Raw genomic sequence first — 21,471 nt, 5'->3', positions numbered from 1 at the left:
AAAATGATAGAAAATCCTAAAGTAAGTGTTTTTAGAAAAGAGCATTTCAACGCAGCTCATCGGCTTTATAATGCCGATTGGTCAGATGAAAAGAACAATGCTGTGTTTGGTTTATGCAATAATCCCAACTATCATGGCCATAATTATGAATTAATTATTCAAATTTCTGGAACAATTAATCCAGAAACTGGTTATGTGATAGATATGAAATTAGTATCGGATATTGTTCAAACTGAAGTGATAAAAAAATTAGATCACAAAAACTTAAATTTGGACGTTCCTGAATTTGCCAATTTAAATCCAACTGCTGAAAATATTGCAGTTGTTATTTACAACAAACTAAGAAATTTATTTTCGCCTGAATTAGATTTAAAAATTAGACTATATGAAACAGAAAGAAATTTTGTTGAATTCCCTGTTAATTGATTCGGAAAACTTTATGTTCTCTGATGAAGAAATAGGAGATAATCATATTGCTACTTCCATTGAAACTCCGATGAGAGAAGATGCATTTCAACTTTCTGATGAAGAAAAAATCACGAAAATTGAAGCACATTTTCGTGAAATCATGGTCACTTTAGGTTTAGATTTAACAGATGATTCATTGCGCGGTACTCCAAAGCGGGTCGCAAAAATGTACATCGAAGAAATTTTCAGCGGATTAAATCCGAAAAACGAGCCGAAAGTCGCTTTGTTCGAGAATAAATTTGGATACAATGAAATGCTCATTGAAAAAAACATCAGTTTTTATTCAAATTGCGAACATCATTTTGTCCCAATTGTTGGCAAAACACATATTGCTTATGTTTCATCAGGTAAAGTTATCGGACTTTCTAAGTTGAATAGAATCGTTCAATATTATGCCAAAAGACCTCAAGTTCAAGAGCGTTTGACCATGCAAATTGCGAAACATCTTCAGAGAGTTTTAGAAACCGAGCACGTTGCAGTTTACATAGATGCCAAACATTTGTGTGTATCATCAAGAGGAGTGAAGGATGATGCAACTTCGACGATTACGTCTTTTTATGGCGGAAAATTCCAAGAGGAAAATACGAAAAAAGAGTTTTTTAGTTCTATTAACTCATAAAAATGGGAAAATTCGTCATTATAGGTGCGAGCAAAGGAATTGGATATTCATTAGCTAAAACATTGTTAGATAAAGGCCATGAGGTTTTCAACTTCTCTAGAGAAGCATCCAATTTACATGGAGTTTCCAATTTTAGCTGGGATGCTTCCCATGATTCCTTAGATATTTTTTCGCAGTTATCTGGCCCCATAGACGGATTTGTTTATTGTCCGGGCAGTATCAATTTAAAACCCTTTCATAGACTTTCTATTTCAGATTTTGAGAGTGATTTCAACATCAATGTATTAGGTGCAATTAAATCGATACAAGCTATTCTTCCTTTGTTAAAACAATCTGAATCTTCATCTATTGTCTTGTTTTCTACAGTTGCAGTGCAAACTGGTATGGGTTTCCATGCATCGATTGCAAGTTCCAAAGGAGCTATCGAGGGACTTACAAAATCTTTGGCAGCAGAATTGAGTAATTATAAAATTCGAGTAAATGCGATTGCCCCTTCGCTTACCCAAACTCCTTTATCACAGAATTTATTAAATAGTCCAGAAAAAATAGAAGCTGGAGGAAAAAGACACCCCTTAGGAAGAGTGGGTGTTGCCGAGGATGTTTCCAATTTAGCGGCATTCTTATTGCAAAAAGAAAATTCTTGGATTACCGGTCAAATCATCGGAGTAGATGGCGGAATTGGTAGCTTAAGAACGGTTTAGTGCCTCGTTGAAATGTTTTTGGTTCAAAGCTAAATTCATTTTATTCCATTCTACTTTTTGCTTAAATTCATTTTTCCGAATAGAACAATTCTTTACCGCGCAGTGAGAACAACAGTCATCTAAACAAGGGTCGCTGTGAACAAAAATTTCGATATTGGTTGGTAACACATTCCCTAATATTTCTTCAAATTCATGAATTTCATCGTGAACCCGATTCAAATCCCAAAATCGAGGTAGTGTCAAGTGACAATCAATGTGTAAATCACCCCCATATTGTTGAACACGTAGATTGTGTAAATCAATCCATTCTTCCTTTTGATTGGTCGTAATACAATCAATTACTTTTTGAAAAACTTTGGGATTTGTTTCATCCATTAAAGCAGCCACAGAGCTTCGAATCAAATGTACACCTTGCCAACACATCATTCCTGCAAATATGAGTGAAGCAATTGAATCGATCCATAACCACCCGGTAATTAAGGTAATTACGAGTGATATTGCTACAAAAACACCATTGTACGCATCTAATTTCAAATGCTTTCCATCGGCAATTAAGGCCGGTGAATGTTCTTTCTTTCCAGCCTTGACTAATATTAGGCCTAAAATTCCATTAACAGCAGCAGAACTTAATGAGATATACAAACCTACATCTAATTTTTCGATGATTGGATGCGCCCATAAATGTTGAGAAGCATGTAAAAAGATATAACCTGAAGCCAATAAAATCAAAACACCTTCTAATCCAGAAGCAAAAAATTCTATTTTACCATGACCATAAGGATGATTTAAATCTTTTGGCAAAGATGCCAAATAGATAGAATAATAGGCAAATGCGCCGGCAACTACATTCACAATCGATTCCAAAGCATCGGTTAGTAAAGTGGTAGAACCACTCAAATAATAGGCATAAAATTTTACACCCATGATTAACATACTAACGATAAAGGAAAAAAGTATGAGTCTTTGCTTCATTATTAATTAAAATCCCAATGTGACATATTTTCCAAGGCTGTATAATCGGTCAAATCATATTTTACAGGCACTATTGTAGCATAATTTTCTGCCAAAAAGTCCAAATCGGTACCATTGTTCAAATCATTATTTTCTAATTCCCCATCCATCCAATAATAAGGCTGACCATAGGGGTCTTTTCTTTGCTCAAAAGATTCTCTATACACTGCATTTGCTTGTTTGGCTACACGAATCCCTTTAATTCCTTCCACTGTAATAGCAGGAAAATTCACATTTAATGTCAATCCAGCTGGTAAACCATTTGCTAAAACTTGTTGAGCAATTTTGATAACAAAATCATGGCAATGACTAAAATCAGCGTCATGAGCATAATCACACAATGAAAAACCAATAGCAGGAATACCCTCCATGGCGGCTTCTATAGCTGCAGACATCGTTCCTGAATATAAAACGGAGATCGAGGCATTGGAGCCATGATTAATTCCACTCACTACTAAATCAATTTTTCTACCCTTTAAAATATAGTGTTTACCAAATTTCACACAATCAGCAGGTGTACCAGAACATTTATAAGAAGCAATATTTGGACCAAAATCTTCTGTTTTAGTAACACGAATTGGGGAACCTAAGGTAATCGCATGACCCATTCCAGACTGATGGGAATCAGGAGCTACTACAACAACTTCACCCATTTCAGACATAATTTCTGTTAGTACCTTAATCCCTTTAGAATGAATTGAATCATCATTGGCAATTAAAATAAGCGGTTTTTCTTTTCCCATAACTTTTTATTTAAGCAACAAAAGTACAAATTTGCAAGCAGAAATTTAGATAAATGAAAACAAGAAAAGCGAACATTTCAGACATACCACTAATACAGTCAATCGCAGAGGCAGCATGGAGACCAACCTATGGAGAAATATTGACAGAAGAACAATGTGTTTATATGCTAGATTGGATGTATAATACCCAAAAACTGGAAGAACAAATCAATGGAAATGTTCATTTTATTCTGCTTGAAGATCAATCTTCCAATGCAATTGGATATGCTTCTTTTGAAAAAATAGCTATTGGAAAAGGTAAATTACATAAAATTTATACCCACCCAAATTTCAAACAAAAAGGAGGTGGAAGTATCCTCTTGCAAGAAATTTTTAACATCGCCGAATCTATGAAAGTAAAAACCATTGAATTAAATGTGAATAGGCATAATTCCGCCGTTGATTTCTATTTAAAAAAAGGATTTAAAATCAAAGAAGAGGTTGATTTAGATGTTGGGAATGGTTTTTTTATGAATGATTATGTAATGGAGGTTGATGTATGATGTAATAGGTAATAGGTAATAGGTAAGAGGTAAGAGGTAAGAGGTAAGAGGTTTTTCTCTTTTCTCTTTTCTCTTTTCTCTTTTCTATGTTACTTCAACGCTTCAATGGTCATTTGAATCAATGTATCAACTTGTTTTTCAGGATTTTGTGCGAATTCTTTTGTTTTTCGATTTGCTAAAATGGCATTTAGAGAAATCATTTCGTGACCTAAAAGTTTAGCGAAAGCATAATAGGCAGCAGTTTCCATTTCCATATTGGAACAAGTTTGACCCGCTAAAGAAATAGACGAAATTTCATTCAAAAAATGGGGGAATGGTAAATTAAGTCGCATTTGACGACCTTGAGGAGCATAAAAACCTGGAGTGGTCAATGTCATTCCCGATATTACTTGTTGAAAATTAGGATGTTGCAGAAAATTTTGTGCCAATTTCATAGAACTTTTTACTGCATAAATATTCATACCAAATGGTAGATTTTCTTCGAATGCTTCTAATTCTTTTGCATTAAAATCGTGTATTTGATTCCGAAATCCATAGAAAAAGGACAAATTATCTAGTCCAATGGCTGAATTAGACAACAAAAATGAATCCACAGGTATATCTTCTTGAATAGATCCTGAAGTTCCAATCCGAATAAAATTCAAACTCCTTTTTTGTAACTTTTCTTGTCTTGTTGAAAAATCAATGTTAACCAATGCATCTAATTCTGTCATGACTATTTCCACATTATCAGGACCAATTCCACTCGAAATTACGGCGATCTTTTTTTGATTTAATAGCCCAAAATGACTAATAAATTCTCTTTTATGAACCTTTTCTGTTATTTGATCAAAATATTTGGAAACGTGTGCCACTCGTTCAGGGTCACCAACCAAAATAATAGTATCAGGAATTTGTTCAGGACGAATATTTAGATGGTACGATGAACCATCAGCATTGATAATAAGGTCTGTATCGGAGTATTGTAATGGCATATTCAAATGTAATTTGTAGTTTTATTGAAATTTTAAAACATGGATTGGAAAGTAGTCAAAGGTAAATTAATCGAATTGATAAAAGAAGATTTGAAGCAAAAAATCCAAGAGATGGAGAGGGATTTTCAATTAGCACGTGAATCGAGAAATAGTGATACAAAAAGTAGCGCTGGGGATAAATTCGAAACAGGTAGAGAAATGATGCAAAAAGAAATGGATAAATGTGCTATGATGATTGATTTATACAAAAATCAATTGACAATTATGGATCAAATCAAACAAAAAACATCTATTTTAGCTGATCAAGGTAGTTTAATCATTACTGATAAAGCGCAATATTTATTAAGCATTGGATTGGGAAAGGTCATTTTAGAAAATCAAACCTATTTTATCATTTCAGCTGATTCGCCCATTGGAAGTTTATTGAAAGGTAAAATTATTGGTCATAAAATAAAATTCAGGGACAATTCCTTTGAAATATTACAAATTATTTAATTTATGAAAGATCAATTAATAGCTAAAAACATCGATGAATATATATTGAACGCAGGTCCTGAATTAGTGGAGCGATTGATCCAACTAAGAAATTGTATCAAAAAAAATTGTCCTAAAGCGGAAGAATCCATTTCCTATGGAATGCCTGCTTTCAAATATCAGAAAAAACCACTTTGTTACTTTGGTGTATTCAATACGCACATCGGCTTTTTCCCGACACCATCAGGTATATCAAATTTCACAAAAGAATTGACAGGCTATAAATTTTCAAAAGGAGGGGTTCAGTTCCCTTTTGAGAAAGAAATGCCATGGGAACTCATTGAAAAAATGGTGAAGTTTAGAAAGGGGGAGATTGATGTATGAGGTAATAGGTAAGAGGTAAGAGGTAAGAGGTAAGAGGTAAGAGGTAAAAGGTAATAGGTAAAAGGTAATAGGTAAAAGGTATGAGTATGTCTTCTCTTTTACCTTTTACCTATTACCTTTTACCTCAAATCTTATTTTTTTGCTTCAATTTTAGCATTTCTACTAAAAGATTTAAATCCTAAAACAGGGGAGTATCCAACAGAATTTTTAGAATAATATCCCTTTTCATTATAGGGACGTTTTCTAGGGTGATCTTTACATTCTTTTGAGCAAGCTCCTTCCATTTCTTTTAGGCAATTAGGACAAATAGGTAAATGCTCATTGCATTCAGGATTTGCGCAATTGACCATGTGGTCGGAGGGTGTTTGACAAACATAACATTTAGAAATCACCTCTGGGTTCACTGAATTTACTGACGTTGCTACTCGATTATCAAAAACGTAACAAGAACCATCAAAATCTTCTCCACCTTCTTCTAAGCCATATTTGATGATTCCTCCGTGCAATTGATAAACATTTTCAAAGCCTTTTTCTAACAAGTAAGCACTAGCTTTTTCACATTTAATTCCACCTGTGCAATATGTGATAACCTTTTTATTTTTCAAATGCTCAATTTCCTGAACATGATTCGGTAAATCACGTAGATTTTCCATATCAAAAGTATAAGCTCCTTTAAAACGGCCCAGCTCATGCTCATAATTGGAGCGCATATCTACCAAAACTACATCAGGATCATTTTTTAACATTTCCTTGAATTCCTTGGGCTTCAGATGCTTCCCCGTTCTTATCAATGGATTGACAGGTAAATCGGAATGTACAATCTCACTTTTTACACGAACATGTAATTTATTGAAAGTATGCGCATCAAACTCTTCAACTTTGAAATCAAAATCTGTTCCAGCAAAAATAGGATCATTTTCTAACCACCTCATGTAAGCTTCGCAATCTACTTTCAATCCGGAGACTGTTCCATTTAGCCCTTCAGATGCGACAATTACTCGACCTAAAATATGATTATTTAAACAATAAAGGTGGTGTATTTCTCTATACGATTCAGGATCAGGAATTGGCGTATAGTTATAATAAAGAAGTACACTGTAAGGTTTCATCTTCAACATGATTTACAGATATAAAAATTAAAAAAATAAAAACGTGACGATGGGGAGATTCGAACTCCCACACCTAAAGCGGCACTACCACCTCAAAGTAGCGTGTCTACCAATTCCACCACATCGCCGAAAGGTTAGCAAAATTACCAAATATTTACTTACTTGCCAATAAATACAATTTCTAAAATTATCAATTTACTATAATGGCTTTAGAACTAAGCGGAAAATTAATTAAGAAGTTACCAGAAGTTACAGGAACTGGTAAAACAGGTACAAATTGGATCAAACAAGATTTTGTGATCGAAACACAAGACCAATATCCAAAAAAAGTTTGCATGAATGTTTGGGGAGATAAAACTCAAGATTTAGCAGCAGTGAGTGAAGGTGAACTAATTAAAGTTCAATTCAATGTAGAATCACGTGAATACAATGAGCGTTGGTATACGGATATTCGTGCATATCGTATTGATAAAGTAGGTGCAGCTCAATCTGTTGGACAGGTACCTGACAATGTAATCGTCAATCCTAGCGGAACTGTCACTTTCCCTCCAATGGAAGCAGAGGCAGGTGATGATTTACCTTTCTAGAAAATAGAAGAGAGAAAAGAGGAGATAGAAAAAGAGGTAAGAGGTAAGAGGTAAGAGGTAAGAGGTAAAAGATCTTTTCTCTTTTCTCTTTTCTCTTTTCTCTTTTCTCTTTTCTCTTTTCTCTTTTCTCTTTTCTATCCAATTACAATCTTACTACCTAACTCATGCAACAAGGTATATAATCCAAAATAAGTTCGATTGATATATAAACCATGTTGTGAACCACGGGCATGTTTAGAATAACGCAGCATTTCGTTATTCTTCAATTCATCAGCCATCTGATAAATTTCATTGACATAATTCACATCCGAAAAATCAAATTGTGAAGTTTGAAAAGGTCGAGCTAACAACTCAATCATGGATGTAAATAACTCGAAATAATCTTCTTTCTCTTTTGCACTATCCAATGGATTGACAAATTCTAATTGTTCAAAAATTTCCATTGTTTTCGACTTCTCTTTTAAAACACGCGTATCTAAAAGAGCAAAATAAGGATCATAAAACGAAGAAGGTATCTTTTTGACACATCCAAAATCCAAAATACCTAGGCTTCCATCGGCATGGAGCAAAAAATTACCTGGATGAGGATCTGCATGGACCATTTTTAATTGATGAATTTGAAATTCATAGAAATCCCAAAGTCTTTGACCAATTAAATCACGAATTTCTTGACTTGGATTCGTTGCTAAAAATTCTTTTAAATGCATGCCTTCTAACCAATCCATGCATAATATTTTATTGGAGGAATATTCAGGATAATAGTTTGGGAAAACAAGTCCGTCTAAATGAGAACATGCAGCTGTAATATCTTGCGCATATTTCATCTCCTGCACATAATTCGTCTCCTCCATCAATTTATCTTGTACCTCGGCCATATATCGGTCTACATCTTTCTCATTCAAAGAAAACATAGCCAAAGCAATGGGTTTGATCATTTTTAAATCGGCATGAATGCTATTCGCAACACCTGGGTATTGCACCTTCACTGCCAACTTTTTCCCATCTTTTTCTGCCCGATGTACCTGACCAATCGAAGCTGCAAAACTTGCCTTTAAATCGAATTGGTCAAATAATAAGCCGGGTGATTTCCCTAATTCCGTTTGAAAAGTTTTTACTACCAATGGCCCAGAAAGAGGCGGAGCAGAGTATTGAGCCATTGCAAATGCTTCTCTGTAGGCGCGTGGCAACATACCACGGTCCATACTCAACATTTGAGTGACCTTTAATGCGGATCCCTTTAAAACACTTAAAGAATCATAGATATCTTTGGCATTGTCTTCATGAAGTTGATCTTTGTTCAAATCTGGATTAGCCATCTTTTGAATTGAATACTTCAAATAATTGCCCCCCACTTTTAAACCTGTACCCACAAATTTTGAAGCCCTAGCTACTTTCGTAACAGGGATATATGTATTTTCTTTCATTATTTTTGGAAATTCATCCCTGTTTTATTCTGAATCAAAAACTTACCTAAATCAATTAAGGAATCGAAGGCTGTTACACCTAAAAGCTCAAAAGAAGCTTGCGTCGATTTCTCAATGAATTCATCCGTTTTTTCAAAATTTGGGGAAAAATCTTTGACCCAAAATTGGATAATCATGATAAATTGAAACCACAATCCATCTGCATATTTTTTATCTAAATATTTTCTAGCTTTTACTTCATTACTTTCAATCGCCTCATCCATTAAGGACTGAACATAGGTCAAATACACCTCATTGGCCGATTTTAAAGCTTCAGGAATTCCGAAAGTAGGCTTTGCTATTTTCTTCCAATTTTGAATAAAAAAAGACCTTTCTGGAAGAAGCTCTTGAAAAAAAGAAAATACAAATGACAAATACTTTTCTCTTACTGAGTAGGATGCATAAACCGGATCAGATTGACAGTTTTGAATCGTCGTTTGAATTTTATTGGACCAAATAATGTTTTCTAAACCTTCAAATGAAGTAAAATAGGCATATAAATCCTTCTCTTCAAGATCCAAGGATTTCGCAAAAGAATACAAACTTTTAGGACTTTGTCCTTCTTCTCGAATGTGATTGATGTAGGCGGAAATTATTTTATCGATCATAATTTTTGATTTATGATGGATAAACAACAAATTAGCCAAAAAAGTTTTAAATAATCCTTTCCATGGCTTGGTGAATAATATCCGCTTCGATAAATGTATCTCCAAAAGGCTGAAAACCTAAAGACGCATAGAGCGGCATCACAGTTTGTTGGGAATGAAGATAAAAATAATGTTCTTCTGGAAATTGCTCTTGAGCTTGTTCTATGATGTGTTTGATTAACAGACTAGCTAATCCTTGCCCTCGATATTTCTCTAAGGTGGCAATTCGTTCAATTTTAATACCTTTTTCCGTTTTTCTGAACCTTCCAGTAGCGGCAGATTGATGGTCTATCAACAAAAGAAAATGCCTTGCCTGGGCATCCAAATCATCAAATTCCTCAGAGGGTAAACACTTTTGCTCTTTGACAAACACCTCAATCCGAATGTCAAAAACCTGATTGATTTCCTCTAAACTTTTTGCCTCTTTGATGGAATAATTCATTGCTGTTTTTTTTGAAAAAAGAAAAGCCCTTTTACCTCTTACCTATTACCTCTTACCTCTTACTTAGCCCTTTTTATCGTACGCCTCAATGATTTCTCGAACTAAACGATGTCGAACCACGTCACTTCCGTCTAATTCAACAAATGAAATACCTTTGATTCCTTGTAAAATCTTAACCGCATCACCTAAGCCAGAAACTTGGTTTTTGGGTAAATCTACTTGTGATTTATCTCCCGTGATAATGGTTTTTGATTGGATTCCCATCCTTGTTAAAAACATTTTCATTTGCATGGAAGTCGTATTTTGAGCCTCATCCAATAAAATAAAAGCTTTATTCAAGGTTCTTCCTCGCATGTAGGCCAAAGGAGCAATTTCAATGGTTCTATTTTCGATGTAAAATTTCAACTTTTCAGCAGGAATCATATCATCCAATGCATCATAAATGGGACGCAAATAGGGATCAATTTTTTCTTTTAAATCGCCAGGTAAAAAACCTAGATTTTCGCCAGCTTCAACGGCAGGGCGAGTAATGATTATTTTTTTAACTTCTTTATTTTTTAAGGCTTTTACTGCCAATGCGACAGCCGTGTATGTTTTACCCGTTCCCGCTGGTCCTAAGGCAAACACAATGTCATTTTTAGAAGCAGCTTCTACTAATTTGCGTTGATTTGGTGTTTTAACTTTGATTACAATGCCTTTATTTCCAAACAACAACACATCTTTATCTTCCACCCAAGGAGTTTCTACTTCTTCGCCCGTAGGATTTAAAATAGCTTCAATGTAAGCTTTAGTATGAGAACCTGAAAGGGTATGATGTTTTTCAAGATGTTTGATGCATTGATTAACAATAGCTTCTACCAAAGAAATTTGGTCATCCGAGCCTCTGACAGTTAATTGATCTCCTCTGGCAATAATTTTTGTTTGAGGAAAGGCATCCGTAATTAAACTTAGATTCGTATTAGACGGACCGAAAAAATCGATTAATGAAATATCGGCAAGGGAAATAATTTTTTCTAACAAGTACAAAAAAGTTAAGTTGTGAATTCAAAGCACTAATGTAGAAAATTATTGAAATTTTATCGAGCAAAAAAGATGATATTTTTGATAAAAAGTGGTAAAATTGTATTCTATGGAATCTAATACTCCCGCATCAATTTTTAAGAAAGGAAATACATCAAGTAACGTGAATACGAGAACTTCAACTCCTGCGCGTTTGAGCGATTTGGGCTTAGGAAAATTACCTCCTCAAGCATTGGACCTTGAAGAGGCATTATTAGGTGCATTAATGTTGGAAAAAGAACCTTTAGCCAATGTCATTGAATTATTAAAACCTGAATCTTTTTACAAAGAAGCTCACCAGAAAATATTTCAAGCCATTCAAGGTTTATTTCAAGCATCCCAACCTGTAGATTTATTGACAGTCAACAACTATTTAAAAGTAAATGGTGAGTTGGAAAGGGCAGGCGGAACGAGTTATTTGGCACAATTGACTTCACGTGTTAGTTCAACTTCCAATGTTGAATATCATGCGCGTATTATCATAGAGCAATATTTAAAGCGACAATTAATCCATATTTCATCTGAAATCCAACGTCAATCTTATGAGGATACCTCAGACGTTTTTCAAATTTTGGATAAAATGGAGCAGGAATTATTTACGATTGCTGAATCCAATATACGTAAGAACTACGAGAGTATGTCAGACATCTTGAAAAAGGCGGTCGATGAATTAGAAAAAAAGCAATTACAAAAAAGCGGTTTAACGGGTATACCTTCAGGATTTACAGAATTAGATCGTTTGACCTCTGGCTGGCAGAAGCAAGAATTAATCATCATTGCTGCTCGTCCAGGTATGGGTAAAACGGCTTTTGTCGTTTCTGCATGTAGAAATGCGGCGGTTGAATTTGGACATGCTGTTGCACTGTTTTCATTGGAAATGTCAGCCGTTCAATTGGTCAATCGTATTATATCTGCAGAAGCTGAAATTGAAGCAGAAAAAATCAGAAAAGGAAAATTAGAGCCACATGAATGGCAACAATTGCATACTAAAATCAAGACACTTTTTGAGGCACAGATGTTTATCGATGACACTCCAGCACTTTCCATTTTGGAATTAAGAGCAAAATGTCGTCGTTTAAAAGCACAAAAAAATATACAGTTGATCGTCATAGATTATTTGCAATTAATGACCGGCGATTCAAGTGGAAAAGGAGCAAGCGGTAACCGTGAGCAAGAAATTTCACAAATATCAAGAGCTCTAAAGCAATTAGCAAAAGAATTAGATGTACCTGTAATTGCCCTTTCGCAATTAAATCGTTCTACAGAAACAAGAGGAGGAAATAAAAAACCCCAATTATCTGACCTTCGTGAATCTGGAGCCATCGAGCAAGATGCCGATCAGGTAATGTTTATTTATCGTCCTGAATATTATCAAATCACCCAAGACGAACAAGGTAATTCATTGCTTGGAATGGGGGAGATCATTATGGCTAAAAACCGTTCTGGATCTTTAGAAAACGTTTGGTTGAAGTTCATCGGTAAATTTACCAAATATTGCGACTTAGATTTTCAACCATTTGATTCAGGAAATGCAGGTTTTGATTCGAGTGCTTTGGGAGATACCGCTGCTGCCTTTGAAAATGGCGATTCAGTCTTCAAGGGAAGTAAAATGAACATGCCTTCTGATGATACGGATCCGTTTAATACGCCATTTGGGTGAGGTAAGAGGTAAGAGGTAAAAGGTAAGAGGTAAGAGGTAAGAGGTAAGAGGTAAGAGGTAAGTGGTAAGAGGTAAGAGGTAAGAGGTAAGAGGTAAGAGGTTTAAAATTTATTAAAAACCACTAATACAAAATGAGAATACGTTTATACAGTTTATTCATCATATTATTAACATTCAGCTGTAGAACGAATCAAAAGTTTTATAATTCTGGCAATGTAGAATCTCTTCATGAAAAAGAAGAAATTTCAATCAATCAAATCAACGATTTACCTTTTTGTTCAGTTGAAATAGGAGATAAAAAATATCAATTTCTCATCGATACGGGTGCTCCAACAATCATTTCAGAAGAAATTTTTCAACGATTGAACTTGAAGATTCATCATCAATCCACCATGTCAGATTCTCATAACAAAAAGAAAAAAGAGAAATTTGTCATTGTGCCAGAAATAAAAATTGGCAATTTAATCATCAAGGATATTGCTTGTTCTGTAACGACCATTGAAACAAAGGAAATAAAATGTCTAGGCTTGGACGGAATTGTTGGAGCGAATTTATTAGCCAAACTTTTTTGTGAATTTGATTATCAAAACAATAAAATAAATGTTTCAAAAAAGATAAATTCCTTTGATATGGACAACCCTGATTTTATCTGGACCTTTAGACATTTTAGTCAAAAAACACCTAAAATTATGGGTGAAATATTTGACAAGAAGTTAATGTTCACATTTGATACAGGTTTCAATGGCAGCATTAAAATTCCTAGCAATCTGAATCATGTCAAACTTAATTCTACTAATGTGAACATGATAATTACAGAAGGAATAAGTTCAACGGGATTTTATGGAGTAGGAAATTCCGAAAAAGGCTATGTGATAAAGAATAACATCAAATTTGATCATGTTGAATTTAAAAATCAATTTATTAGTAGCGGGAAATCCACCTTAATTGGAAATGAATTTTTAAAGGACTATTTGTTTTTAATGGATTGGGAGAATCGTAAAATTTACTTCAAAAAACACCCAAATCAGATTGAAAAAACATATGATAGCTTTGGATTTAGTTATTTATTCGTGGATGGTAAAGCAAAGGTTGTATACAGAATAACAGATAGAGATATTCCTATAAATCTGGGAGATGAAATAATTAAAATTGATGATGTTGATTTTACTAAAATAGAACCATCAGATATATGTCAATACTATCTAAACAAAGTTGAAAAAAATAAAGCATCCATCGATATTACGATTAAACGAAACAATCAATACCTCTCATTCCATTTAGACAAACAAGTCTATTATAAAAATTAACTACTAATCTTTTAATTTGAAATTCAAGATATTTAGAGAGGTAACATTATTTAATATTCGACAATTTCAGATTATCCGTCATTCCGTTAAGGAAAATACCATATCTGACCCTAATTTAGTTAGCGACCAAGATTGTGAAGAATATTTAACAATAAGAGGAAAAGGATGGGTGTGTGAAATCGATTATCAAATAATTGGTTTTGCCATTGTTGATCTGACGGAAAATAACATTTGGGCCTTGTTTATTGATCCCTATTTTGAAAAAAAAGGAGTTGGCCGGAAGCTTCATCAGTTAATGTTAAATTGGTATTTTTCACAAACACAGCAAAATGTTTGGCTATGTACCGAATTTAATACCAGAGCAGAAAAGTTTTACAGAAAAGCAGGTTGGGTTGAGATCGGCTTACATGGAAATAAAGAAATTAAATTTGAAATGGCTAATCAAGCATGGAAAAAAGAATTAAAATATTAAATTAGTAACAACATTTAGAATCTAAAATTGATTCATCTGTAAATTTTGTTTCTGCAAATTTTTAAAAACCACTAATATGAGTAAGAAGATAATCATTGTAATCACATTAATTTCCGTTCTATCTTTAATTTATTATTCTACACATGCCCAAGGTTGCAGTGACGCTGGATTTTGCTCCATCAATGGATTAAGGCCTCATTCGTATCAGCAAGAATTTGTCAAAAAAAGCCATATTAAAATTGGTACGAATTTTGGCCCAGGGGATCATTCAATTATTACATTGGGAAATTATTTTGAATACAATCATGACATATCAAGTCAATTAGGTGTTAACGCCAAAATCACTTCTCTTTCCCAGCGTGGGAATAAACTTTCAACATTTGGTCTTTCAGATATTTATCTCTCAGGAAGTTACCGTTACAATGAAAAGCTAAATTTTATATTTGGCAGTAAAATCCCTTTCAATAGTGGAAATCAATTGAATGCGAATATTGCATTACCCATGGATTACCAAAGTAGTTTAGGCACCCTTGATTTAATTGCAGGCTTGGGATATGCGGTAAATAAAATGCAATTCATTTTAGCCTACCAACAACCCATAAGCCAAAACAAAAATGGGTTTTTAACAGAAAATTATCCTTCAACCTCAAAACTACGGGAATTTCAATCGACGAATAAATTCATTCGTAGTGGAGATTTATTGTTAAGATTCTCTTATCCAATCGCCACAGGACAAAAGCTTAAACTCACCCCGAGTTTGTTACCAATTTATCATTTAGACAATGATAGGTATACAAATGGCTCAGGTATTGAAAACGAGATCAAAGGCTCTCAGGGATTGACCTTGAATGGCAACCTTTACATTGATTACGAATTAAATAAGACAAATTTTATACAATTCAGTACGGGAATGCCATTTTTGGTTAGAACTGCCAGACCTGATGGATTAACTAGAAGTTTTGTATTGAACATAGAATATAGTTTCAAATTTTAACAAAATACTTTCATGAAAACCATATATTCAAAAAACCGAATTTTATTTAGCCTACTTTTTACCTCATTTATACTTCTTTCATGCTCTAAGGGAGAGAATAATGGAACACCAATTACACCTGTAGATAACACATTCGCACTAAAAGGAAGCTTTGTGGCTGCAGCTCACCCAACGAGTGGCGTGGTAGCCGTAAATAGTAACAAGACAAAAATAAATTTCAACAACTTTAAAACGGATAATGGCCCTGACCTGGACATCTATTTGGTTGCAAACTTATCAGATATCAAGGGTACATTTATCAATTTGGGTGATATAAAAGGGTTAAATGGTAATTATACCTATGACGTTCCTGTAAATACAGACCTTACTGTATATAAGTATGTAGTAGTGTGGTGCGTTGATTTCAATGTAAATTTTGGTTATGCCAAATTGGAACCATAAATCATTGGATTAAAAAAAGATAGTCTCTAATTCAAAGGACTATCTTTTTCCTTTTTCAAGGTATTATATACCAAACGATCCATCAATCCATTCATCCATTTATTCAAAAAGACCGTTAATTTTCCTTGGAAAGTTAATACCAAGGTTTTCTTTCGTGAAGCATAGGCCTGGAAAATTTCAGATGCAACTTCTTCGGCAGACATCATTTTTTCTTCATCTCGCATGGTTTCTCCTGTGATTTGACCATTTGCACCAAGAGAAGCTGAACGGATGTTGGAAGCAGTAAATCCTGGACAAGCAATTAACACATGAACTCCCGTTTCGAGTAATTCCGTGCGCAAGGCTTCTAAAAATCCGTTCATAGCAAATTTGGAGGCTGAATAACCTGTACGAACGGGTAAGCCCCTGTAACCTGCAATGGATGAAATACCAATGATTCCGCCTTTAGATGCTTTCAAATAGGGTAGAGCAGCATGCGTTGCATAAACTGTCCCCCAAAAATTAATATCCATCACTTGTTTCAACACATTTAAATTCACTGTTTCAAACATAGAACGCATAGAAATTCCCGCATTATTAATCAATAAATCTATTTTTTTGTAGGTATCTATCACCTCAGCAATCATTTCATTGGTTTCCGACTCAGAACTACTATCGCAAACGATGCCTTTAACTAGAATTCTTGCATCTTCTAGCTCACGAACAGCCTCTTGAAGTTTCTGTGGATTTCTACCTGTAATAACAATTATATTCCCTTTTTTACCGTATTCAAATGCCAAAGCTTTTCCAATACCTGAGGATGCACCTGTGATGATAACAACTTTATTTTCCATAATATAAATTTACACACGAAGTTAAGCTTTTATCTTTAAATTGGTTGTTAAGCGATAAGAATGCACTATTTTTGCACATATTTTTAAAACATGAGCAGAAAGAAAGACAAAGCCCCACAAATAATTGAACAAGTTGAAATTTTAGATTTTGCTGCAGAAGCAAAGTGCATTGTAAAAATCAATGATGAAGTTATCTTCGTTCAAGGCCCCGTCGCTCCAGGTGATGTTTGTGATTTAAAAATATTACGTTCAAAAAAGAAATTCAAACAAGCCCAAGCTTTTAATATTACTCCATCTTCGAAATTTAGGACAGCAATTGCTTGTAGTCATTTTGGGATTTGTGGTGGTTGCAAATGGCAACATGTGTCTTACGAAGCTCAATTAGGTTTTAAAACTCGACAAGTAAAGGATAATTTAGAACGCATTGCTAAGGTTCCACTACCTGAATTCCATGAAATTCTAGGTTCCGAGGAACAATATTATTATCGCAATAAATTAGAATTTACTTTTTCTTCTGCTAGGTGGTTAACCAATGAAGAAATTGGACAAGAAGATTTAGGATCGATGAATGCCTTGGGCTTTCACGTTCCAGGCCGTTTTGATAAGATTTTGGAAGTAAACCATTGTTATTTACAAGGAGACCCTTCCAATCAAATTCGTAATAGTGTACGAGAATTTGCGGAGAAAAATAACATTTCATTTTATGAATTGAAAAACCAAAAGGAGGGAGCATTACGAAATTTAATCATTCGGAATTCGAGTTCAGGAGAATGGATGGTGAATGTTCAATTTGCTTATGCAGAGCAATTTGAAATTGATTTGATCATGGAACATTTAAAAAATAATTTCCCTCAAATCACTTCCTTGAATTATGTCATTAATCAAAAAGGAAATGATACATTCCACGATTTAGAGGTTATTTGTTATCACGGTAAACCATACATTGAAGAAGTAATGGAAGATTTGAGGTTTCAAATTGGACCTAAATCTTTCTTCCAAACGAATACGCACCAAGCTTTGCGCTTATATCAATTAGTTAGAGAATATGCGGATTTAACGGGAAATGAAATTGTGTATGACCTTTATTCAGGTACGGGAACAATCGCCTTATTTTTAGCCAAAATGACTCAAAAAGTTGTTGGTCTAGAATATGTTGAGATGGCCGTAGAGGATGCTAAAATGAATGCAAAACACAATAAAGTGGAAAATTCATCCTTTTTTGCGGGCGATATGAAAAAGCTTTTAACGGATGAATTTATTTCAATTCATGGAAAACCAGATGTAGTTATCACTGATCCACCAAGAGCTGGAATGGACGAAGATGTGGTACGACAATTGTTAAAAGTATTACCCAAAACCATTGTATATGTAAGCTGTAATCCTGCCACTCAAGCTAGAGATTTAGCATGGTTAGACGAAGCTTATACGGTAGATGTGGTTCATCCAGTAGATATGTTTCCACAAACTCATCACGTAGAAAACATCGTTCGATTGAGATTGAAAAAATAATTAAAAAATAGTTATACACAAAAAGCCATCCGTCAGCCAACAGATGGCTTTTTTGTTGTTGATTCTTTCCAGATTATAAACATTTTGTAAATATTTATACGAATAATTTGTACCGACCGTTCTGTTTAAATATATTTGTATCATAATTTATTAAAATGAATAAAAAACACGATAAAGAAGAAGTAGTCCGACTAGGGTTAGCATTATTTTGTAAGGTAGGTTATAGTGCATTAGGAATAGATGAAATATGCAAAAAAACGGGAATGACAAAAGGAGCTTTTTACAATGCATTTAAAAGTAAAGAATTGTTTTTATTAGAAACGATCAACTATTACAGTAAAAAAAATGTTGAAAGAATCATCGAACAATTAAAAGAAAAAAAAGGTGAATTAGCGATTGAAAGATTAAAAAAATTCTATCATGTCATGTTTGAGGCACAGCCAAAAAATGAATTCACAGGCTGTTATATCAATAACATCATGGCTGAATTATCTGTAAGTAATCCACAAATAGCCTTATCCACAGCCCAAGAATTTGATCAATTTTTAGACGTCATTGAACCATGTGTTTTAAAAGCCCAAGCTGAAGGCAGTTTAACTCGAAATATCAACTCAAGAGCATTAACTGAATTAATCCATTCTACCTTTTATGGTTTATTAACTCGTGTAAAAAGCACCAAAGATTATCAAAGTAGTATTCAATCCATAAATATATTATTTAACCAACTAAAATAAATGAAAAATTTAACCACCATTCGACGTGAAATTAAAATTAATCAGCCTTTAGAGACTGTATGGAATGCATTAGCTGATTTTGGCAATATTTGCCATGGACATCCAAGTGTACACAAATCTTATGTTACATCGATTCAAAATTCAGGAGTAGGAGCTACTCGTCATTGTGATTTTACCATGATGGGAGCCAGTGCTGAAGAACGCATAGTCGAATGGAATGCACTAGAAAACATTAAAATTGAAGTATATCAATTAAAAAAGATGCCAGGTATAGATCAATTAAGTTTAGACTTAGCGATTCGGTCAGCAGGAGAAGAGACAATTTTGTCTAGTAATATGACCTATACAATGAAAAATTCATTTTTCGATTTAATGAATAAATTAATGATGAAAAAAATGAATGCTGAATTATTGGACGGCATCATGGCGGGTCACAAATTATATATCGAAACAGGATTAATTGTAACGGAGAAAACTAAATTAAATTTAAAAGAAGTTACTAAGCTTCAGTAAAATCATGCAAGAAAACAAAACCTACCTAATCGTCAACGCGGTTCCTAACTACAATGACCTAGAAAGCTTTCAATCTTATTTATCTCAAATTGTGGAGATATTTAAAAAATTTGGCGGTTCAAACATGCAACGTTTCAAGGTTCAAGAACAAATTATGGGCCAAGGAAATATCAAAGCTATCGCAGTGTTTGAATTTCCATCGGCAGAAGCAATCAAAGCAATGAAAAATAGCGAAGACTTTAGCAACTTAAACGAATTGCGCAAAAAGGCTTATTTGCAGGAAGTTGATTTGATGATTTGTGAATAAAACAAGGATTGTAAAAACAGTCCCGAAGGATAAAATCTTACGGGACTGTGCAATCATAACTTACCACTCTATATTCTTTTTCAATAAGGATAAAGTTTTTGCCTCCTCAGAACCAGGTTCAGGAACATAATTATATTCCCAATTCGCTTGTGGTGGCAAACTCATCAAAATTGACTCTGTTCTACCTTGTGATTCAAATCCAAATTTTGTGCCACGATCATAGACTAAATTAAATTCAGCATAACGGCCTCTTCTTATTAATTGCCATTTTTTTTGATCTTCATTAAATGGCTTATTTCTATTTAAATCGATAATATGTGTGTAAATAGGCGCAAATTGATTGCCTAAATCAAGTAAAAAATCAATCAATTCTGGCAATGATTTTTCATCATTTGGTTTTAAATGATCAAAAAAGACTCCACCGACACCACGAGTTTCTTGACGATGTTCGATAAAGAAATAATCATCTGCCCATGTTTTGAATTTCGGATAATAAGCTTCGTCATGGCGATTACAAACCTCTTTTAATTGTTGATGAAACCATTGAGCTTGCTCAGGAACCACATAAATGGGGGTTAAATCGATGCCTCCTCCAATCCAAGACATTCCATTACTCAATTCGAAATACCTGAAATTCGCATGAGAAATGGGCACCATCGGGCTAGAAGGATGTAAAACAATGGAAACTCCTGTGGCAAAAAAATCTAAATTCCCTGTATCATGAATATCTAAAGCTTTTAACATACTTGGCGTTGCTTTTCCAAAAACTTCTGAAAAATTAACTCCACCTTTTTCCAGTACATTCCCTTGTTGAATTACACGGGTTCTACCACTTCCACCTGAAGAACGGGTCCAAATTTCCTCTTGAAACTTAGCTTTCCCATCGCAAAACTCTAATTTAGAACATATAGTATCTTGTAATTCTTTTAATTTGGCAGCAATTTGAAATTTCGACAAATTGGCAATTTCGGCTTCAGCAATCATAATATTTCTGATTTAATGTATTAATTGTTGATATAATTCAAAATCTTGGATTTGTTGGTTAAAAAACGTTTGATCCACATCAAATTCTTGCAAAAGCATCAGAAAATACTTTTTATCGAAAACTAAGAATTTAGAAGGCTCCATGATTTGTGCAGAAAATTGATGCCTTAAAGAATCAAATGCTTCATGTAATCCAAGAAATAATTGTTTATTTGAAAGGGTATGAGATTGATTATCTGAATAGGTCAACATGATTGTCCCACTCATCATATAAAAGACAAATTCAGCCTTTTGACCTAAACGAAAAATATACTCAGTAGGCAAATAGTTAATTTCTATGCCACTCGCTATAATTTTCTGGGTTATTTCGGAAAAATCTTTCATTGTTTCAAAATATGATACGAAAGTAGTACCTTAGAAAAGAAGAAATTATGACGATGCTCATATCTCAATATGTTTAAAGTCATGCGCTAATTTTAGTAATTGAGTACTTT

At 34.0% G+C, this 21,471-nt stretch carries 27 protein-coding genes and 1 tRNA gene; 16 read left to right on the top strand and 12 right to left on the bottom strand.

Going from position 1 to position 21,471, the window contains the following annotated elements; genetic code table 11:
- Positions 1-3 precede the first annotated feature (3 nt).
- Genes V7S79_RS01610 through V7S79_RS01600 form a run of 3 tightly spaced genes read left to right on the top strand, consistent with a single transcriptional unit; the run spans position 4 to position 1,788 of the window.
- A complete protein-coding gene (locus V7S79_RS01610) occupies positions 4-426 on the top strand; it encodes a 6-pyruvoyl trahydropterin synthase family protein (protein WP_459488788.1) in 423 nt (140 codons plus the stop codon).
- The gene (gene folE / locus V7S79_RS01605) at positions 386-1,087 is read left to right on the top strand and encodes a GTP cyclohydrolase I FolE (protein WP_459488786.1); all 702 of its coding nucleotides are present in this window, start codon (positions 386-388) and stop codon (positions 1,085-1,087) included. The genes V7S79_RS01610 and folE overlap by 41 nt, the downstream gene beginning before the upstream one ends.
- Before the next feature lie 2 nt (positions 1,088-1,089).
- Positions 1,090-1,788 carry an SDR family NAD(P)-dependent oxidoreductase gene (locus V7S79_RS01600; RefSeq protein ID WP_459488784.1) on the top strand — a complete coding sequence of 233 codons (699 nt, stop codon included), beginning with the start codon at positions 1,090-1,092 and terminating at the stop codon, positions 1,786-1,788.
- Here the strand turns inward: V7S79_RS01600 and V7S79_RS01595 are convergent.
- Both V7S79_RS01595 and surE read right to left on the bottom strand, forming a co-directional pair.
- Positions 1,774-2,760: a cation diffusion facilitator family transporter gene (locus V7S79_RS01595; protein ID WP_459488782.1), complete on the bottom strand. Its 987-nt coding sequence runs from the start codon at positions 2,758-2,760 to the stop codon at positions 1,774-1,776. The genes V7S79_RS01600 and V7S79_RS01595 overlap by 15 nt on opposite strands.
- A 2-nt stretch (positions 2,761-2,762) precedes the next feature.
- Positions 2,763-3,542: a 5'/3'-nucleotidase SurE gene (surE, locus tag V7S79_RS01590; RefSeq protein ID WP_459488780.1), complete on the bottom strand. Its 780-nt coding sequence runs from the start codon at positions 3,540-3,542 to the stop codon at positions 2,763-2,765.
- Positions 3,543-3,595: 53 nt separating this feature from the next.
- Between surE and V7S79_RS01585 the strand changes: the two genes are divergently transcribed.
- Positions 3,596-4,084, top strand: a complete 489-nt coding sequence (locus V7S79_RS01585; protein WP_459488779.1) for an N-acetyltransferase family protein — start codon at positions 3,596-3,598, stop codon at positions 4,082-4,084.
- A gap of 89 nt (positions 4,085-4,173) precedes the next feature.
- On the opposite strand, the gene V7S79_RS01580 is transcribed toward V7S79_RS01585, so the two are convergent.
- On the bottom strand, positions 4,174-5,058 hold the full coding sequence (locus V7S79_RS01580; RefSeq protein ID WP_459488778.1) for a nucleoside phosphorylase: 885 nt from the start codon (positions 5,056-5,058) through the stop codon (positions 4,174-4,176).
- A gap of 39 nt (positions 5,059-5,097) precedes the next feature.
- Between V7S79_RS01580 and V7S79_RS01575 the strand changes: the two genes are divergently transcribed.
- The gene (locus V7S79_RS01575; RefSeq protein WP_459488777.1) at positions 5,098-5,553 is read left to right on the top strand and encodes a 3-oxoacyl-ACP synthase; all 456 of its coding nucleotides are present in this window, start codon (positions 5,098-5,100) and stop codon (positions 5,551-5,553) included.
- Between the two features lie 3 nt (positions 5,554-5,556).
- Positions 5,557-5,916: an iron chaperone gene (locus tag V7S79_RS01570; RefSeq protein ID WP_459488776.1), complete on the top strand. Its 360-nt coding sequence runs from the start codon at positions 5,557-5,559 to the stop codon at positions 5,914-5,916.
- Positions 5,917-6,047: 131 nt separating this feature from the next.
- Here the strand turns inward: V7S79_RS01570 and trhO are convergent, their stop codons facing one another.
- Positions 6,048-7,025, bottom strand: a complete 978-nt coding sequence (gene trhO, locus V7S79_RS01565) for an oxygen-dependent tRNA uridine(34) hydroxylase TrhO (RefSeq protein ID WP_459489263.1) — start codon at positions 7,023-7,025, stop codon at positions 6,048-6,050.
- Positions 7,026-7,069: 44 nt separating this feature from the next.
- A tRNA-Leu gene (locus V7S79_RS01560) sits at positions 7,070-7,153 on the bottom strand.
- Between the two features lie 75 nt (positions 7,154-7,228).
- Here V7S79_RS01560 and V7S79_RS01555 point away from each other — a divergent pair.
- Complete coding sequence (locus V7S79_RS01555; RefSeq protein WP_459488775.1) at positions 7,229-7,612, top strand: DUF3127 domain-containing protein; 384 nt, start codon at positions 7,229-7,231, stop codon at positions 7,610-7,612.
- A 134-nt stretch (positions 7,613-7,746) separates the two neighbouring features.
- On the opposite strand, the gene V7S79_RS01550 is transcribed toward V7S79_RS01555, so the two are convergent.
- The 4 genes from V7S79_RS01550 to V7S79_RS01535 all read right to left on the bottom strand — a co-directional run bounded on the left by V7S79_RS01550 (position 7,747) and on the right by V7S79_RS01535 (position 11,184).
- Complete coding sequence (locus V7S79_RS01550; RefSeq protein ID WP_459488774.1) at positions 7,747-9,036, bottom strand: ABC1 kinase family protein; 1,290 nt, start codon at positions 9,034-9,036, stop codon at positions 7,747-7,749.
- Positions 9,036-9,683: a TetR family transcriptional regulator C-terminal domain-containing protein gene (locus tag V7S79_RS01545; RefSeq protein ID WP_459488772.1), complete on the bottom strand. Its 648-nt coding sequence runs from the start codon at positions 9,681-9,683 to the stop codon at positions 9,036-9,038. The genes V7S79_RS01550 and V7S79_RS01545 overlap by 1 nt, the downstream gene beginning before the upstream one ends.
- A 46-nt stretch (positions 9,684-9,729) precedes the next feature.
- Entirely contained in the window at positions 9,730-10,164 is a 435-nt protein-coding gene (locus V7S79_RS01540) for a GNAT family N-acetyltransferase (protein WP_459488770.1), read from the bottom strand.
- Between the two features lie 63 nt (positions 10,165-10,227).
- Entirely contained in the window at positions 10,228-11,184 is a 957-nt protein-coding gene (locus tag V7S79_RS01535; RefSeq protein ID WP_459488768.1) for a PhoH family protein, read from the bottom strand.
- A gap of 109 nt (positions 11,185-11,293) precedes the next feature.
- On the opposite strand from V7S79_RS01535, the gene dnaB reads away from it, so the two are divergent.
- The 5 genes from dnaB to V7S79_RS01510 all read left to right on the top strand — a co-directional run bounded on the left by dnaB (position 11,294) and on the right by V7S79_RS01510 (position 16,097).
- On the top strand, positions 11,294-12,883 hold the full coding sequence (gene dnaB / locus V7S79_RS01530; RefSeq protein ID WP_459488766.1) for a replicative DNA helicase: 1,590 nt from the start codon (positions 11,294-11,296) through the stop codon (positions 12,881-12,883).
- 131 nt (positions 12,884-13,014) lie between these two features.
- Positions 13,015-14,190 (top strand): retropepsin-like aspartic protease, encoded by a 1,176-nt coding sequence (locus V7S79_RS01525; protein ID WP_459488765.1) that lies wholly within the window; start codon positions 13,015-13,017, stop codon positions 14,188-14,190.
- 16 nt (positions 14,191-14,206) lie between these two features.
- A complete protein-coding gene (locus tag V7S79_RS01520; protein ID WP_459488763.1) occupies positions 14,207-14,662 on the top strand; it encodes a GNAT family N-acetyltransferase in 456 nt (151 codons plus the stop codon).
- A gap of 76 nt (positions 14,663-14,738) precedes the next feature.
- Positions 14,739-15,656 carry a hypothetical protein gene (locus V7S79_RS01515; protein WP_459488761.1) on the top strand — a complete coding sequence of 306 codons (918 nt, stop codon included), beginning with the start codon at positions 14,739-14,741 and terminating at the stop codon, positions 15,654-15,656.
- A 12-nt stretch (positions 15,657-15,668) separates the two neighbouring features.
- Positions 15,669-16,097: a DM13 domain-containing protein gene (locus tag V7S79_RS01510; protein WP_459488759.1), complete on the top strand. Its 429-nt coding sequence runs from the start codon at positions 15,669-15,671 to the stop codon at positions 16,095-16,097.
- A gap of 26 nt (positions 16,098-16,123) precedes the next feature.
- On the opposite strand, the gene V7S79_RS01505 is transcribed toward V7S79_RS01510, so the two are convergent.
- On the bottom strand, positions 16,124-16,930 hold the full coding sequence (locus V7S79_RS01505; protein WP_459488758.1) for an SDR family oxidoreductase: 807 nt from the start codon (positions 16,928-16,930) through the stop codon (positions 16,124-16,126).
- A gap of 90 nt (positions 16,931-17,020) precedes the next feature.
- Between V7S79_RS01505 and rlmD the strand changes: the two genes are divergently transcribed.
- The 4 genes from rlmD to V7S79_RS01485 all read left to right on the top strand — a co-directional run bounded on the left by rlmD (position 17,021) and on the right by V7S79_RS01485 (position 19,993).
- On the top strand, positions 17,021-18,439 hold the full coding sequence (rlmD, locus tag V7S79_RS01500; protein WP_459488756.1) for a 23S rRNA (uracil(1939)-C(5))-methyltransferase RlmD: 1,419 nt from the start codon (positions 17,021-17,023) through the stop codon (positions 18,437-18,439).
- Positions 18,440-18,594: 155 nt separating this feature from the next.
- Positions 18,595-19,173: a TetR/AcrR family transcriptional regulator gene (locus V7S79_RS01495; RefSeq protein WP_459488754.1), complete on the top strand. Its 579-nt coding sequence runs from the start codon at positions 18,595-18,597 to the stop codon at positions 19,171-19,173.
- Positions 19,174-19,686 carry an SRPBCC family protein gene (locus V7S79_RS01490; RefSeq protein ID WP_459488753.1) on the top strand — a complete coding sequence of 171 codons (513 nt, stop codon included), beginning with the start codon at positions 19,174-19,176 and terminating at the stop codon, positions 19,684-19,686.
- 4 nt (positions 19,687-19,690) lie between these two features.
- Positions 19,691-19,993, top strand: a complete 303-nt coding sequence (locus V7S79_RS01485) for a DUF1330 domain-containing protein (RefSeq protein ID WP_459488751.1) — start codon at positions 19,691-19,693, stop codon at positions 19,991-19,993.
- 60 nt (positions 19,994-20,053) lie between these two features.
- On the opposite strand, the gene hemF is transcribed toward V7S79_RS01485, so the two are convergent.
- A complete protein-coding gene (hemF, locus tag V7S79_RS01480; RefSeq protein WP_459488749.1) occupies positions 20,054-20,977 on the bottom strand; it encodes an oxygen-dependent coproporphyrinogen oxidase in 924 nt (307 codons plus the stop codon).
- A gap of 12 nt (positions 20,978-20,989) precedes the next feature.
- Positions 20,990-21,361: a cyclic nucleotide-binding domain-containing protein gene (locus tag V7S79_RS01475; protein WP_459488747.1), complete on the bottom strand. Its 372-nt coding sequence runs from the start codon at positions 21,359-21,361 to the stop codon at positions 20,990-20,992.
- Positions 21,362-21,471 lie beyond the last annotated feature (110 nt).

The sequence above is a fragment of the Aquirufa sp. ROCK-SH2 genome, from assembly GCF_054558315.1.
This window is presented reverse-complemented; position numbering and strand designations above follow the sequence as displayed.

Coding starts and splice junctions, on each gene's coding strand:
- V7S79_RS01610 (WP_459488788.1), top strand. CDS start 4: ATGATAGAAAATCCTAAAGTAAGTGTTTTTAGAAAAGAGCATTTCAAC.
- folE (WP_459488786.1), top strand. CDS start 386: ATGAAACAGAAAGAAATTTTGTTGAATTCCCTGTTAATTGATTCGGAA.
- V7S79_RS01600 (WP_459488784.1), top strand. CDS start 1,090: ATGGGAAAATTCGTCATTATAGGTGCGAGCAAAGGAATTGGATATTCA.
- V7S79_RS01595 (WP_459488782.1), bottom strand. CDS start 2,760: ATGAAGCAAAGACTCATACTTTTTTCCTTTATCGTTAGTATGTTAATC.
- surE (WP_459488780.1), bottom strand. CDS start 3,542: ATGGGAAAAGAAAAACCGCTTATTTTAATTGCCAATGATGATTCAATT.
- V7S79_RS01585 (WP_459488779.1), top strand. CDS start 3,596: ATGAAAACAAGAAAAGCGAACATTTCAGACATACCACTAATACAGTCA.
- V7S79_RS01580 (WP_459488778.1), bottom strand. CDS start 5,058: ATGCCATTACAATACTCCGATACAGACCTTATTATCAATGCTGATGGT.
- V7S79_RS01575 (WP_459488777.1), top strand. CDS start 5,098: ATGGATTGGAAAGTAGTCAAAGGTAAATTAATCGAATTGATAAAAGAA.
- V7S79_RS01570 (WP_459488776.1), top strand. CDS start 5,557: ATGAAAGATCAATTAATAGCTAAAAACATCGATGAATATATATTGAAC.
- trhO (WP_459489263.1), bottom strand. CDS start 7,025: ATGAAACCTTACAGTGTACTTCTTTATTATAACTATACGCCAATTCCT.
- V7S79_RS01555 (WP_459488775.1), top strand. CDS start 7,229: ATGGCTTTAGAACTAAGCGGAAAATTAATTAAGAAGTTACCAGAAGTT.
- V7S79_RS01550 (WP_459488774.1), bottom strand. CDS start 9,036: ATGAAAGAAAATACATATATCCCTGTTACGAAAGTAGCTAGGGCTTCA.
- V7S79_RS01545 (WP_459488772.1), bottom strand. CDS start 9,683: ATGATCGATAAAATAATTTCCGCCTACATCAATCACATTCGAGAAGAA.
- V7S79_RS01540 (WP_459488770.1), bottom strand. CDS start 10,164: ATGAATTATTCCATCAAAGAGGCAAAAAGTTTAGAGGAAATCAATCAG.
- dnaB (WP_459488766.1), top strand. CDS start 11,294: ATGGAATCTAATACTCCCGCATCAATTTTTAAGAAAGGAAATACATCA.
- V7S79_RS01525 (WP_459488765.1), top strand. CDS start 13,015: ATGAGAATACGTTTATACAGTTTATTCATCATATTATTAACATTCAGC.
- V7S79_RS01515 (WP_459488761.1), top strand. CDS start 14,739: ATGAGTAAGAAGATAATCATTGTAATCACATTAATTTCCGTTCTATCT.
- V7S79_RS01510 (WP_459488759.1), top strand. CDS start 15,669: ATGAAAACCATATATTCAAAAAACCGAATTTTATTTAGCCTACTTTTT.
- V7S79_RS01505 (WP_459488758.1), bottom strand. CDS start 16,930: ATGGAAAATAAAGTTGTTATCATCACAGGTGCATCCTCAGGTATTGGA.
- rlmD (WP_459488756.1), top strand. CDS start 17,021: ATGAGCAGAAAGAAAGACAAAGCCCCACAAATAATTGAACAAGTTGAA.
- V7S79_RS01495 (WP_459488754.1), top strand. CDS start 18,595: ATGAATAAAAAACACGATAAAGAAGAAGTAGTCCGACTAGGGTTAGCA.
- V7S79_RS01490 (WP_459488753.1), top strand. CDS start 19,174: ATGAAAAATTTAACCACCATTCGACGTGAAATTAAAATTAATCAGCCT.
- V7S79_RS01485 (WP_459488751.1), top strand. CDS start 19,691: ATGCAAGAAAACAAAACCTACCTAATCGTCAACGCGGTTCCTAACTAC.
- hemF (WP_459488749.1), bottom strand. CDS start 20,977: ATGATTGCTGAAGCCGAAATTGCCAATTTGTCGAAATTTCAAATTGCT.
- V7S79_RS01475 (WP_459488747.1), bottom strand. CDS start 21,361: ATGAAAGATTTTTCCGAAATAACCCAGAAAATTATAGCGAGTGGCATA.